Raw genomic sequence first — 14,251 nt, forward strand, 5'->3', positions numbered from 1 at the left:
TTTTAGTTTACCACATTTACTACCCTTGTCGGAAGTCAGACCTATTTTATGCACGTGGATGAAATTGCGAATAAACGTCCTTTAACCGCGTTTTACTCACATGCGTGTAAATTTGAGTGGTAGATATATCTGCATGACCAAGCATTTCTTGTACCGCACGAATATCCGCTCCATTTTCTAATAAATGTGTCGCGAAAGAATGACGCAATGTATGCGGCGTTAACTCTTTTTGAATCCCAGCTTTTTGGGCGTGTTGCTTTAGGAGTTTCCAAAACCCTTGTCGAGTTAAGCGTTTGCCTCGTTGATTGATAAATAGGGCATCTGTCTTTTCGCCACTTTTCAATAAATCTACCCGTCCTTGCTCCAGATAGGTTTGACAAGATGTTAAAGCAGATTTGCCTAGAGGAATAATTCGTTCTTTTCCACCTTTACCGGTACAACGGACAAATCCCATCGTTAAATGCACATCTTCTATATCAAGATTAATGCATTCACTCACACGCATTCCGCTAGCATACAATAACTCCAACATCGCTTGATCACGTAAGCCATTTGCTTTATTGGTTGCTGGTGCTTGTATTAACGCATCAACCTCTTCAATGGATAAAATGTTCGGTAATTTTTTGTCCATTTGAGGCATTTCCAAGTGAACAGTTGGATCCGTTTCAACGATTCGTTCACGAATCATAAATTGATGAAACGAGCGAATTGAAGATATATGGCGCGCTACTGTTCGTGGCGTTTTAGTTGTTTCTTTTAAATGACGTAAATGATTTAATATATGCACCCGTTCTACTTTTTTCAAAGACTCTAACTGCTCTACTTCTTTTAAGTATTGCAAATACACTTTCAAGTCGCGTTCGTAAGACGATAATGTATTATCCGCAAGTTGTCTTTCTACACGCAGAAAGTGTATATAATCATCCAGTGCATCTTTGCCAAAATTCATGTGTCTGCCTCCTTTACCTGCTAGGTTTCATATGGGTTTCCCCACAATAAAAGGACGGCCTGCATGGGCCGTCCTTTTGGCATCAGCTATTCTGATGGATTTTGAGAATTGCTGTCGTTGCAGCGCCAGCAGATGCCATGGAAAGTAAGACGGTGGTCTTTAATTTGGAAATTCCAGCGTTTCTCTACTATGTTCTCCACATCTTCTAAAAGGTCTTCTTGTATTTCATCTACTGCTCCACATTCTAGACAAACGAGATGATGATGGAAATGTGCCGCACCTTCTTGTCTTAAATCATAACGTGACACACCATCACCAAAATTTATTTTGTCGACAATTTTCAATTCCGTTAAAAGTTCTAAAGTTCGGTACACAGTTGCCAATCCAATTTCCGGTGCAATGTCTTTTACTAACAGATAGACGTCTTCCGCACTCAAATGGTCTTCTTCATGGTCCAACAAAACTCGAACTGTTGCTTCACGCTGTGGCGTCAATTTGTAACTCGCAGCGTGTAATTGTTTTTTTATGCGGTCGATTCTCGTTTCCATGCGACGCCCTCCCTCAAACTGCCTTTATTATATCAAAAGGGAGTTCTCAATTACAACAATACTATTCATTGTTTATTGATAATCGTTATAAAGTGATAATAGTTTCAATTCTCAATTGATAATCGTTGTTTTGCCCACAACACAGCAAACGCCGTTTTGGCATCATAAATTCGTTCATCTATTACCATTCGCTCTGCTTCTTCTAATGTAACTTCCATCAATTCGACAAACTCATCGTCATCTAGTACTGCTCCATTTGTTGCTTTGCTTAAACCTTCTGCTACGAACAAATGAACCACTTCATCCGCAAATCCTGGAGAAGTCGCAAACGTTTGAAGTTTTACTAACTTTTCTGCTGTATATCCTGTTTCTTCTTCTAATTCGCGCATGGCAGTCGTTTCAGGAGCTTCTCCTGGTTCGAGCTTACCAGCTGGAATTTCAACTAAAGATCGTTCTAGCGCTTTACGATACTGCTCTACAAGAATTATTTTGTTATCAGGTGTAATGGCAATAATGGCAACTGCCCCTGGATGCTCAACCAATTCGCGTTTTGACGTATGACCATTTGGAAGCGAGACATCGTCTACTTTTAGATTAATCACTTTTCCTTCATATAAACGATTAGAATGGATTGTTTTTTCTTCAAACTTCTTCATCAGAACCCTCTTTTCATTTGTGGTTTCGCTGACAAAAAGTATACCATATTAGAGACGACAGACTAAATGAGGTGGGAAAAGATGAAGAAAAGACAATTAGGAAAAAGCGGACTTGAAGTAAGTGAAATTGGCTTTGGCTGCATGTCTTTACCAACTAACGAAAAAGAAGCGGGACGTATTGTTGATGAAGCAATTGCTCACGGGATTAATTATTTCGATACGGCAGATTTATACGACAAAGGGGAAAACGAAATAGTTGTAGGTAAGGCTTTAAAGCATCACCGAAATGATGTCATCCTCGCCACTAAGGTAGGTAACCAATGGGACCCAGATTCAGACGAAGTCCAGTGGAACCCAACTAAGGACTACATTAAAAAACAAATTCACACAAGTTTAAAACGATTGCAAACAGATTATATCGACTTGTATCAATTGCACGGAGGCATGATCACCGATAACACTTTAGAAACGATTGAAGCTTTTGAAGAACTAAAAAAAGAAGGTTTAATACGCGCTTATGGGATTTCATCAATTCGGCCAAATGTAATCAACCGATTTTTAACAGAAAGTGAGATTGCTTCTATTATGATGCAATATAGCTTACTAGACCGTCGCCCAGAAGAACTGCTTGATAGTATACATCAATCAGGTAGGTCCGTAATGACGCGCGGTACATTAGCTAAAGGTTTGCTAACCGCTGAAGGAATTGAGCGTGCAAATAAAACCGGTAGCTATTTAACTTACGAGTCAGAAGAATTAAAACACACATTGCAAAAGCTTATGAACATTCATGACAACCTACATGCTTTATCACTCCATAGTGTCTTGCAGCACAAAGCAATTGGAGCAGTAGTCACGGGTGCTAGCTCTCCAGAACAAATCAAATCGACCATAAAAGCTTATGAATCCACTGTCTCACAAGATCAAATAGAACAAGCAAAAACAGTTACACGTCAAGATGTCTATAAAGAACATCGAAACTAAACGATTTCTCGACATAAATTAACGAAATTCACATTAGGCATAGAGCTCCGTTATAAACTGGAGCTCTATGCCTATTTTTATTTCTTTAAAAGGTGAAGTGATAATTATTTGGAATTTCCAATTAAGATATATTAAAAAAATCCTTAAAACCTAGTAGTGACAATAGCCTCTATAAACAAAATTAAAAAAGAACACTAAATATTCTAAAAATATGGAAAAATAAGTTGTTTTTTTATTTTTCTTTGTTATTATGAATAGATAGAATCACTTTTAAGTGAAAAATTAAAACAAGAAAGGAATTCTATAGGTAATAATACCTTAATTATCGTAAGGAAAAAAGGTTTCACAGATTGGATGCAATACCCATTAAAGGAGGATGAAAAATGATAAAGAAGATTTTTACTACTGCTGCTGCATTAACATTAGTACTAACCAACGCCAGTTTGGCACCATTAGCAGCCACTACCTTTGAAGACCCAAGCAATGTAAAACCCGCTGACTATGCAGCAGATGTCAGTTTGAATCCAACGTTAGAAGCAATTATTAAAAACGCTTCAGGAGAAACTATTAACACAGTCGACTTTAAACAAGGTTACAAATACGACTTTGCTAGTAGTAAGAGCATGACAGCTTTTGAAAATGACTCTGTTGATAATCCTATCTCTGTTGCTATTCAAACAGACGCAACTCCTTTAACGGGCACTAAAATCGATGCCATTGCTGCTAATGACAGCAAAACAGCAATTACTAAAAGCAATAATGGTTTCCCTTCTCAACGTTTTGTCGTTGATGTATCTAAAAACATGGCCGCTGGAAATGTAATTGAGATTTATTGGGAAGGCAAAACCTTAGCAAATGGCTTAGCTAACTTATCGGCATGGGATTATAAAGCTGGAAATTGGGTAGCCTTGAGCCAAAAAGAAGGAAATGCTGAAGGAAAAGAAATAACTTTGTCAGCCGAAATAGAAGTTGATAGGTTTGTAAGAGACGGTCAAGTTCAAGCGATGGTTCACGATTCTGGAACTGTGACGAACTCTAATGACAAAGACTTTACAATGTTATGGTTTACTGACACCCAATACTATGCAGAAGATTACCCTGAGATTTGGACATCTATGACTGACTGGATGATAGCTGAATTTAAAAAAGGAAAATTCGAATATGCTATGCATACAGGTGACCTTATCAATCGGTACGAAGAAATTGAACAATGGGAAATCGCAAAAACAAATCTAGACCGAATGGATGCCGCTAATATACCTTATGGTGTTCTTGCAGGAAATAGAGATGTCATGCCAGACCGCACACAAAAAATTTATGATTATTCACGCTTTGGACAATATGCAGGAGTCGATCGTTTTAAAGATAAACCTTGGTTCGGAGAAGCCATGAACGAGGAAAATCAAAATCATTACGATCTATTCTCATTTGGAGATCATGATTTCATCATGCTTTATCTTGGTTTCGGAAAAGACGGATCACAAGAAACTGTAGACTGGGCAAATAAAGTGTTAAAGCAACATGCCGATCGCAACGCAATTGTTGGTATGCATGAAAACATTAACTCGTTAAATCAATATGTAACGGATACGGCTCGAACTGTTAATAGAGAAATTGTTAACCCTAACGAAAATGTCAAAATGGTTCTTAGTGGTCACCATCACGGTGCAAATTATCGTGTAAAACAAGTTGAGAATGCAGATGGCACAAATCGTGAAGTGTTAGAAGTTCTAGCAAATCACCAAGGTAATCTCCCTCCAGATCGTGGACAAGGTTATTTGCGTTTGCTGACATTCGATCCAACTGATGAAACGTTAGATTTCGTTTCGTATTCTCCATATCTAAACGATTACGATTTCGATCAATTTGATCCAGCGAAAGAAAGCTTTACTGCTAATTTTGATTTAGCTGATGTCGAAGCTAAACCAAATCCGAGACAAATTGAGACAGATTACTTAGCAGTTAATATCTATACAGACCAAGCGATTGGACAAGTTAAAAATGTAAAATCAGGCGATAAAGCTACTGTTCAATGGAAAGGCCTGAACGAAAAAACAAACTACCAATGGTATATAACTATGATTAATGCTGCTGGAGAAAATGAAAAATCCCCAATTTACCAGTTTACGACTGGCGTAAAAGAACCTGATCCAGAACCAGAACCGGAACCAGAACCATCTAAACCTACATTCTCAGATGTTACACCTGAAAAACCTGACTGGGCATACGAAGCAATTGAACGTATGGCTGGTAAAGGAATTATTCAAGGCTATCCAGACAAAACGTTTAAGTGGAGAAATAGCATTGAAAGACAACACGTTTCGCTAATGTTCACGCGTGCTTTACCAGAACTGAAAAGCAAACCACCATACAAATTGTTTAGCGATGTTCCTGTTGGTTATAAATACTTCGAACCAATTATGGCAACTCAGCAAGCTGGCATTGTTGAAGGATACGACAACAAATTCCGCCCTGCCGGTATGCTAACACGCCAAGAAATGGCGAAAGTACTTGTAGTGGCATTTGATATCAATGCAAAAGGGTCTCACAAATTCCCAGACGTTGATCCAAACGGATGGTCCGATCCTTATATTGACGCATTGTACGCTGCAGGAATCACTGTCGGTTCGACCGATGGGAAGTTCAATCCAAAAGCCGATGTCACTAGAGCCGAGTTTGCCGTCTTTATGGACAGAGCATTAACTTATACTAAAAAACAATAAGCAAAAAAAGGAGTCTGCAAATGCAGGCTCCTTTTTTATGCTTTATATCAATCATTCACCTTAAAACTTATTCCCTTTATCACCATGACGTTCTAGCAATTCAGCAAACGACAAATTCTTTTCACGTTCTTTGCGCTCGAATAAGCGCTGTGCTTCTTTTTCTTCTTCTAATTTTTGTTCTTCTTTAAGCAGTTCTTTTTTTGTTTCTTTCAACTTCGACAACATGTCTTCTGAAAATAAACCGTTAGTTTCTTCTTTTCTTTTAGCCACAGGTCTTCTCTCCTTAAGAACGTTTAATGACAGTCGCGATTCCTTGGCCCCCACCAATGCATAAAGTCGCAAGACCTGTCTTCGCATCACGTTTAATCATTTCGTGTAATAACGTAACAAAGATGCGTGTACCACTTGCCCCAATTGGGTGACCTATCGCAATCGCCCCGCCATTAACATTTAAAATATCATGGTTAAATTCTAATTCGCGGTCAACTGAAATTGATTGGGCCGCAAACGCTTCATTCGCTTCGATCAACTCAATTTCACCTAGTGACATATTCGCTTTTGCCAAAGCATTTTTCACTGCTTGTACAGGACCAATTCCCATAACAGACGGATCCACTCCTGCCGTTCCGCTTGATACGATCGTCGCAAGTGGTGTCAATCCTAATTCCTCTGCTTTAGCTTTTGACATCACTACAACTGCAGCCGCTCCGTCGTTAATGCCTGACGAATTCCCCGCCGTTACACTGCCATCTTTTTTGAACGCTGGACGCAATTTCCCTAACTTTTCTTCGTTCGAGCTACTCTTCACGTATTCATCTGTTTTAAAGATGATTGGGTCTCCTTTACGTTGCGGAATTTCCACTGGTACGATTTCATCATCAAAACGACCTGATTCAATCGCAGCTGCTGCACGTGCTTGTGAACGGGCAGCAAACTTATCTTGCTCTTCTCGCGTAATATCATATCGGCTACATAAATTTTCTGCAGTAACACCCATATGATAGTCATTAAATGCACATGTCAATCCATCTACAAGCATGCTGTCAACAACTTTTTGATCTCCCATACGAAAACCACTACGTGCATTTTCCATTAAGTAAGGTGCACGACTCATATTTTCCATTCCGCCTGCAACTACAATTTCTGCATCCCCTGCATAAATTGCTTGGTAAGCTAATTGGATAGATTTTAATCCAGAACCACAAACTTTATTGATTGTCATTGCTGGAACCGTTTCAGGAAGACCTGCATTAAGCGATGCTTGACGAGCCGGGTTTTGACCTAGTCCTGCTTGGAGTACATTTCCCATAATAACTTCTGACACTTGGTCTGGTTGAATGTTTGCACGTTTAAGTACCTCTTTAATCACGATTTCCCCTAATTTTGTAGCTGGAACATCTTTAAGAGATCCTTGAAATGAACCTACGGCCGTTCGGACAGCGCTTACAATTACGATTTCTTGTGACATGAAATTTCCCCCTTGAATGATTGTTTGCTAGTTGCTCTTTTATCCCACTCCTCTATACAATGGATAGTAGGGGGGATACTATGTTCAGTTTACCAAAGAACGCAACGATTATCGAGGTGGGGCCACGAGATGGTCTCCAAAACGAAGAGAAACTTGTTCAAACAGAGGATAAACTTCAATTTATTCGTGCTTTGCAAAAAGCTGGCATCCAAGAAATAGAGTTAACCTCTTTTGTTTCACCAAAATGGGTGCCTCAAATGGCAGATTCTAAAGACATAGTTGCCAAGGTAGCAAAAACGGGTCGACAGTTTGTATTAACTCCGAACGAACGAGGTATTAACGCCGCTCTTGAATCTGGCGCACAATCACTCGCTGTTTTTGTAGGTGTTTCTAATACATTCAATCAAAAAAATATTAATAAAACGACACAAGAAAGTATGGCAGCCTTAAAGCCACTTGTTCTTGACTTAAAAAAACAAGAAATTTTTGTACGTGCCTGTATTTCTACTGCGTTTTACTGTCCTTTTGAAGGTGCAATTTCACCCGAAGCGACAATTGATCTTTGTCGCGAATTTGTTGATTGGGGTATCGACGAATTGAGTGTGGCTGATACGATTGGAATGGCTAGTCCAAAGGAAAGTTATGACTTATTCACCAAACTCATTAATAAGTTTCCACAAGTGCTGATGACCGCTCATTTTCACGATACACGAAAAATGGCTTTAGCTAATATTGTTTCGGCACTCCAAGCTGGAGTGATCCGCTTTGATGCCTCTGCAGGTGGTTTAGGTGGTTGTCCTTTTGCCCCTGGAGCAACAGGCAATGTAGCGACAGAAGACGTGGTCAACATGCTGCATAGAATGAACATCCAAACAGGAATTGATTTAGACCTCCTTTGTGCAGCTATCGAAAAAATAGAGCCTCACGTAACCAACCCAATTACGACAGGTATGTACACGCTATACAAAAATCGATCTTAAGGAGCTAACGCGATGAAGAAAAGATTAATCTGGACTTCAGCAATTGTTTCTAGTGTTCTAACCGCATCAGCTACCGTCGTAGGAATCATCGCCAGCAATCGAATCATGTATGTAAAGAAAAAAGATGATCAATTGATTTTGGAAAGAGAAATCACGGCGAAACGCTATGACGAAGCTTGGTATGCCAACGTACCTAAAAGCGAACAATGGATCGAATCAGACAACGGGTATCCGATTAAAGCCATTTTCTTAGAACCTCATGATACCAATCGTTACGTTATCATTTGCCACGGCGTAACCGAGTCAAAAGTGAATTCTTTTCGATTTGCTCGGATGTTCGAACATTTAGGATTTAATTCGGTCGTTTATGATCATCGACGACACGGCGATTCGGGCGGGAAAACAACCAGTTTTGGTCATTTTGAAAAAATAGATCTAAAAGCGGTTGTAAAAGCACTCGAGCTACACGCGGGACCTGATTTATTTTTCGGTATACACGGTGAATCTATGGGCGCAGCGACCACACTCTTATACGGCGGTATGGAAGATACGGCAGATTTCTATATTTCCGATTGTGCATACTCCGATATATACGAGCAAATTTTGCACGTTATGCGAACAACGACTCCATTACGCACAACTTTAGCATTGAGGCTTGCTAGTCTTTTTATGAAAATGCGTGATGGTTATTCGATTGCTACGGTGTCGCCACGAGAAACCGTTAAAAATATTCGGAACCCTGTACTTTTTATACACAGCATCCACGATGATTTTGTGTTACCTAAAATGAGCGAAGAGCTTTTCGCCTTAAAACAAGGTCCAAAAGAGTTGAAGCTGTTTTCAGAAGGCGCACATGCACAATCCTTCAACAAAAACCCAGAAGAATACGAAGAAATCGTTGCCGAGTTTTTAATGAAGTACGATTTGCTAACACCTAAACAAGAAGATAGGCCTGCATCTTCTTTAGTTACTTTATCAACACAACCCATATAAAAAAGCACTCTGCGGAGTGCTTTTTTATATAGTTATTTATTGCGATTTAAGACTAACTTCATCCCCGCCTGCCCCTCGATCCCGATAAACAACTCAGTAATAGGTCCACTTTTGACAATCCCGGTAACATGCAGCTCAATGGTATCCAAGTTATAATCTGTCATGTCTTGCACCAATTCTTGAATCTTATCCAAAGAAACTGGAAACGCCTTTTTGATGCTCTCGTTTTCTAGATGAAACTTTCCTGCTTCTTTTTTATCTTCTTCAATTACTGGCAAATAAAACTTTAACTCTTCGTTTTCTGCCATTTTGCATTCCTCCTTTAGTTTTAACAAACACACAGGGACTTATTGCCACAATACCCGGTAATCGATAAATCTAATTGCAAAATAAGACAAAATAAAAAAAGCACTCCGGAGAGTACTTTTTATTTTTTAACTTTTTTTTCTGGTTTAGTCGATGCTTTATTCATTTGAGTCATCATTTGATTGATTTTCTTTTGAGACGGTTTTTGTCCCATTTGCATCATCATGATTCGTAGCATTTCTTCATTGATTGGTGGGTTATCTTGCAAATATTTCATCATATATCGACGAGCGATATAGAATCCAAGTGCAACACCTGCGAGTAAAGCCACGATAACGATTACGATCCAGATCCATGTATCCATTCTTGTTACCTCCTTCGTGTTGCGTAAATAAGTAGTGCACCACAATGGATTATACTATAAAAAAAGTATTGTGACCATAAGTAGAAAAATAATAAAAAAATGGGAGCCATAACTGCTCCCATTCTTCATTTTACTGTTCGTTGATTAAGTTTTTCACTTTGTTTGCTACGTTTTCAACTGTGAAGCCAAGCTCTTCCATAATGCGTTCGCCTGGTGCACTTGCGCCAAAACGGTCGATCGCTAAAATGTCGCCTTCCTCGCCTGTATAACGATCCCACCCGAATGAAGTACCAACTTCAATCGCTAGACGTTTTTTAACAGTTTTCGGAATAACAGATTGCTTGTATTCTTTGTCTTGTTTTTCGAAACGATCCCATGATGGCATTGAAACAACTGATACATTAATGCCTTCTTCAGCCAATTGCTTTTGAGCTGCAACAGCTAAACCAACTTCAGATCCAGTCGCTAACAACAATGCTTGTGGGTTTTCAACAGGTGATACCACATAAGCGCCTTTTTCAACGCCTGCTTCAGCTAGTTCCCCGCTGTTTTCCAAAATCGGTAAATCTTGACGCGATAAAACTAAAAGAGTTGGTGTTGTTTTAGCTGTTAACGCTAAACGCCATGCCGCTTTTGTTTCGTTTGCATCTGCCGGACGGACAACGCTTAAGTTTGGCATTGCACGTAGAGAAGCTAAATGTTCAACCGGCTCGTGCGTTGGACCATCTTCCCCAACAGCTACACTGTCATGCGTGAACACGTATGTTACAGGAAGACCCATTAAAGCAGCTAAACGAATCGCTGGACGAACATAGTCACTAAAGACGAAGAACGTTCCACCAAAGACATGAAGTCCCCCGTGAAGTGCCATACCGTTTAATGCAGCACCCATTGCGAATTCACGAACACCAAACCAAATGTTGCGGCCTTCAGGGTGTTCAGCGTCAAAGTCGCCTGCACCTTTGATGTTTGTTTTGTTAGATCCCGCAAGGTCAGCACTACCACCAAAGAATGACGGAACCGTTTTAGCGATTGCATTGATCATGTCTCCAGATGAAGCACGCGTTGCTTGTTTCTTGCCAGCTTCGTATGTTGGGAATTCTGAATCAAAGTTTTCAGGAAGTTCCCCGCGAATAGCCATTTGCAATTGTTTAGCTAGTTCCGGGTGTGCTGATTCGTATTGAGCGTATAATTCGTTCCATTCAGATTCAGCTTTTGCTCCCAATTCTTGTGTCGCTTGTTCAAATGTTTCATACACTTCTTCTGGTACGTGGAACGATTCTTCAAATGTCCACTCGTAATTTTCTTTTGTTAATTTCATTTCATCTTCACCAAGTGGCGCTCCGTGTGAATCTGCTTTACCAGATTTGTTTGGAGACCCGTAACCAATGACTGTTTTAACTTCGATTAATGTTGGTTTGTCTGAAGATTGCTTTGCTTGTGCAATTTTTTCAGACAAATCACCCATTTCGTTGCCATCATCTACGCGCAAGTAGTTCCAGCCATATGACTCAAAACGTTTTTGAACGTTTTCAGAAAAACTTTTGCCCAGTGGTCCATCTAATGAGATGTCATTGCTATCGTAAAGAACTACTAATTTATTTAACTTTAAATGACCCGCAAGAGAAATTGCTTCTCCCGCAACACCTTCCATTAAATCACCATCTCCGCATAAAGCGAATGTGTTGTGATCTACGATGTTCATGCCTTCTTTGTTGTATGTAGCTGCTAAGTGACGTTCAGCCATCGCCATACCAACGGCCATACCAATTCCTTGGCCAAGTGGTCCAGTTGTTGCTTCAACACCTACAGTGTGACCAAATTCCGGGTGACCCGGTGTTTTTGAATCCCATTGACGGAAATTTTTAATTTCATCCATTTCCAAGCCATAACCGCTTAAATGAAGCAAGCTATATAAAAGCATGGAACCATGTCCTGCCGATAACACAAAACGGTCACGGTTAAACCAATCCGGATTTTTCGGGTTATGGTTCATGTGTTTCGTCCACAATGTATACGCCATTGGAGCTGCGCCCATTGGCAATCCTGGGTGACCAGAATTTGCTTTCTCAATAGCATCGATGGAAAGTGTGCGAATTGTTGTTACTGCAAGTTGATCTGCGTGGGTTGACATAGTAACATCCTCTCTCAAACAAAAATTTAATCCTATTCTAGTTTAGTCAACTATAGGAAAGAATACAATGAAAAAGAGAATAAGTATTTAATTCAAATACTTATTCTCTCGAATATTTTTGACCTTTTCAGGTGTTACATCGTTTCCTTCAGGGTCAATTACTTTTACGTTTTCAATTGTACCGCGCATTGTCTTGCGGAAAGTTTGTAAATACTCTTGGCGCAAAGCAGATTGTTCTTTTGCCTCTTCTTTTGACAAACCTTCTGTTTTCGACTTACGTGACAATTGATTAATGCGGTTTAATTTGTCTGGTGATAACATACACATCCACCTTTCTTCTTTCATATCGTACAAAAAAAGTCGGGTTTCTGCAATGGTTTAGTCTTCCATAAGTCTTTGATATTCTTTAAAGCGACGATGTACCGTAGCTTTACTTGCTTGATAGCCGAAGCCTTGAAGCGTTACAGCAATTTCACTAAATGTTAGGCCATTGCTCTTTAAGCTCACAATTTGATCAATAGGTAAATCTAAGCGTTCGCGCCCATCAGGATTTCCTTTGCCTTTTAAATTTCTTTCTGGTTTATAACCATTATCAACAGCACGTTTCATGCCTCGTTTAATTTTAGCATTGTGTATTTTACGCTGATATTCTTCAACAATCGCTAATATTTCTAAAACCATGTCATCCATATCGTTTAATGCAATGGGTCCTTGATCTGACAATGTATAAACTTTCACATCGTATTTTTTCATCACATGTAACAGCGCTATGCGTGCATGACCTCTGCCTAAGCGTGTTTCATCTTGTATAAACACTGCTTCTACTTTTTCAGTTTTAATGCTGTTGAGCATTTCTAATAATCCATCACGGTCCATTTCGTATCCACTATGTTGATCAGTGAATACACCATCTACTTTATAGGATTGTTGAAATGCAAACTTCATCAATTCTTCTTCTTGTCTTTCTAGTGAAGATTCCTGCGTATCTTTTGTCGTGCTGACACGACAATATATAAAAGCGTTTTTCTTCATTCAGAATCACCTGCAAATGCACTTGTTTCATCTGGAGAAAAATTTAGTTGTTCACTGGGTATTTTAAGTGATTGTCCAGCAATAATTTTTGCAGTAGAAAGATTATTTTCTTTCATAATTTCCTCAATCCATTCATGATGGGGAGTCGAACCACTAAAAGATTCAGCTAATGTCCAAAGTGTATCCCCTTCTTCTATTTTTACTTGGCTGGTTTGTACACTATTTGTATTATGAGTCAAAATTACGTAAAAAGTAAATACCATAATTAAAGCAAAGAATAAGATTAGGTAAGAATTTTGTCGGATGATTGTCATCTAAATCGCCTCCTGAGAATAAGTGCTCGGAATGTATGTTCTCATAATAATGCGAACAAGTGTTTTTGTCAACGATAAAATTCGAACCTATGTTTGCATTTCATAGCCCGAGTTGGTATACTATTGGTAGAAATCCAGTAGAACTACTCAAATGAGGTGAAACGGTTGAAAAAAGTATCTAAACGTCAAGAAGACATACTGACATTCATAAAAGAAGAAGTCCGCCTAAAAGGCTATCCACCTTCCGTTCGTGAAATTGGAGAAGCAGTTGGCCTAGCATCTAGTTCGACCGTTCATGGTCACTTGGCACGCCTTGAAAGTAAAGGCCTGATCCGTCGTGATCCTACAAAACCAAGAGCAATTGAAGTTATCAGCACCGAAGAAGCATTAATTGATAAAAGTCCAGTATTGCACGTTCCATTAATCGGTAAAGTCACAGCAGGTATGCCAATTACAGCTATTGAGAATGTTGAAGAATACTTCCCGCTACCTCAAAGCTACGGTACGGAAGATGATCATATTTTCATGCTCGAAATTATGGGTGAAAGTATGATTGAAGCAGGAATTTTAAACGGAGATTATGTGGTGGTAAAACAACAGCAAACCGCTAATAACGGTGATATTGTTGTTGCGATGACTGCAGAAGACGAAGCAACAGTAAAACGTTTCTTCCGCGAAGATAACTATTTCCGCTTACAGCCAGAAAATTCTTCAATGGATCCAATCATTGTGGATCAAGTTTCTATTTTAGGTAAAGTGGTTGGCGTTTATCGCCAAATCCATTAAAAAGAATTTTGATT

General features: G+C 39.3%; 16 protein-coding genes. 5 read left to right on the forward strand and 11 right to left on the reverse strand.

What is annotated here, in order from left to right; translation table 11 throughout:
* Window positions 1-46: 46 nt before the first annotated feature.
* The 3 genes from xerD to BCM40_RS10115 all read right to left on the reverse strand — a co-directional run bounded on the left by xerD (window position 47) and on the right by BCM40_RS10115 (window position 2,153).
* The gene (gene xerD / locus BCM40_RS10105) at window positions 47-949 is read right to left on the reverse strand and encodes a site-specific tyrosine recombinase XerD (RefSeq protein WP_065526026.1); all 903 of its coding nucleotides are present in this window, start codon (window positions 947-949) and stop codon (window positions 47-49) included.
* A gap of 86 nt (window positions 950-1,035) precedes the next feature.
* Window positions 1,036-1,497, reverse strand: coding sequence for a ferric iron uptake transcriptional regulator (gene fur, locus BCM40_RS10110; RefSeq protein ID WP_008430965.1), 462 nt, complete (start codon window positions 1,495-1,497; stop codon window positions 1,036-1,038).
* 104 nt (window positions 1,498-1,601) lie between these two features.
* Window positions 1,602-2,153 carry an NUDIX domain-containing protein gene (locus tag BCM40_RS10115; protein ID WP_065526025.1) on the reverse strand — a complete coding sequence of 184 codons (552 nt, stop codon included), beginning with the start codon at window positions 2,151-2,153 and terminating at the stop codon, window positions 1,602-1,604.
* A gap of 81 nt (window positions 2,154-2,234) precedes the next feature.
* Here BCM40_RS10115 and BCM40_RS10120 point away from each other — a divergent pair, with 81 nt between their 5' ends.
* A complete protein-coding gene (locus tag BCM40_RS10120) occupies window positions 2,235-3,137 on the forward strand; it encodes an aldo/keto reductase (protein ID WP_065526024.1) in 903 nt (300 codons plus the stop codon).
* Between the two features lie 383 nt (window positions 3,138-3,520).
* Window positions 3,521-5,860, forward strand: coding sequence for an S-layer homology domain-containing protein (locus BCM40_RS10125; RefSeq protein ID WP_065526023.1), 2,340 nt, complete (start codon window positions 3,521-3,523; stop codon window positions 5,858-5,860).
* 60 nt (window positions 5,861-5,920) lie between these two features.
* Here the strand turns inward: BCM40_RS10125 and BCM40_RS10130 are convergent, their stop codons facing one another.
* Window positions 5,921-6,130 (reverse strand): DUF3886 domain-containing protein, encoded by a 210-nt coding sequence (locus BCM40_RS10130; RefSeq protein WP_065526022.1) that lies wholly within the window; start codon window positions 6,128-6,130, stop codon window positions 5,921-5,923.
* A gap of 13 nt (window positions 6,131-6,143) precedes the next feature.
* Window positions 6,144-7,328, reverse strand: a complete 1,185-nt coding sequence (locus tag BCM40_RS10135) for an acetyl-CoA C-acetyltransferase (RefSeq protein ID WP_065526021.1) — start codon at window positions 7,326-7,328, stop codon at window positions 6,144-6,146.
* 80 nt (window positions 7,329-7,408) lie between these two features.
* Here BCM40_RS10135 and BCM40_RS10140 point away from each other — a divergent pair, with 80 nt between their 5' ends.
* The gene (locus BCM40_RS10140) at window positions 7,409-8,308 is read left to right on the forward strand and encodes a hydroxymethylglutaryl-CoA lyase (RefSeq protein WP_065526020.1); all 900 of its coding nucleotides are present in this window, start codon (window positions 7,409-7,411) and stop codon (window positions 8,306-8,308) included.
* A gap of 12 nt (window positions 8,309-8,320) precedes the next feature.
* Window positions 8,321-9,301 (forward strand): alpha/beta hydrolase, encoded by a 981-nt coding sequence (locus BCM40_RS10145; RefSeq protein WP_065526019.1) that lies wholly within the window; start codon window positions 8,321-8,323, stop codon window positions 9,299-9,301.
* 32 nt (window positions 9,302-9,333) lie between these two features.
* Here BCM40_RS10145 and BCM40_RS10150 read toward each other — a convergent pair whose 3' ends face one another.
* The 6 genes from BCM40_RS10150 to yneA all read right to left on the reverse strand — a co-directional run bounded on the left by BCM40_RS10150 (window position 9,334) and on the right by yneA (window position 13,451).
* On the reverse strand, window positions 9,334-9,609 hold the full coding sequence (locus BCM40_RS10150; RefSeq protein ID WP_065526018.1) for a hypothetical protein: 276 nt from the start codon (window positions 9,607-9,609) through the stop codon (window positions 9,334-9,336).
* Window positions 9,610-9,728: 119 nt separating this feature from the next.
* A complete protein-coding gene (locus BCM40_RS10155; protein WP_065526017.1) occupies window positions 9,729-9,971 on the reverse strand; it encodes a YneF family protein in 243 nt (80 codons plus the stop codon).
* 130 nt (window positions 9,972-10,101) lie between these two features.
* Window positions 10,102-12,105: a transketolase gene (gene tkt, locus BCM40_RS10160; protein WP_065526016.1), complete on the reverse strand. Its 2,004-nt coding sequence runs from the start codon at window positions 12,103-12,105 to the stop codon at window positions 10,102-10,104.
* An 87-nt stretch (window positions 12,106-12,192) separates the two neighbouring features.
* Window positions 12,193-12,426 carry a DUF896 domain-containing protein gene (locus BCM40_RS10165; RefSeq protein ID WP_008430945.1) on the reverse strand — a complete coding sequence of 78 codons (234 nt, stop codon included), beginning with the start codon at window positions 12,424-12,426 and terminating at the stop codon, window positions 12,193-12,195.
* A 57-nt stretch (window positions 12,427-12,483) separates the two neighbouring features.
* Complete coding sequence (locus BCM40_RS10170; protein WP_065526015.1) at window positions 12,484-13,137, reverse strand: YneB family resolvase-like protein; 654 nt, start codon at window positions 13,135-13,137, stop codon at window positions 12,484-12,486.
* On the reverse strand, window positions 13,134-13,451 hold the full coding sequence (gene yneA / locus BCM40_RS10175; RefSeq protein WP_065526014.1) for a cell division suppressor protein YneA: 318 nt from the start codon (window positions 13,449-13,451) through the stop codon (window positions 13,134-13,136). Before yneA ends, BCM40_RS10170 begins: the two co-directional genes overlap by 4 nt.
* 165 nt (window positions 13,452-13,616) lie before the next feature.
* Here yneA and lexA point away from each other — a divergent pair, with 165 nt between their 5' ends.
* Window positions 13,617-14,237, forward strand: a complete 621-nt coding sequence (lexA, locus tag BCM40_RS10180; RefSeq protein ID WP_008430939.1) for a transcriptional repressor LexA — start codon at window positions 13,617-13,619, stop codon at window positions 14,235-14,237.
* Window positions 14,238-14,251: the final 14 nt, after the last annotated feature.

The organism is Planococcus donghaensis (genome assembly GCF_001687665.2).
GTDB lineage: Bacteria > Bacillota > Bacilli > Bacillales_A > Planococcaceae > Planococcus > Planococcus donghaensis.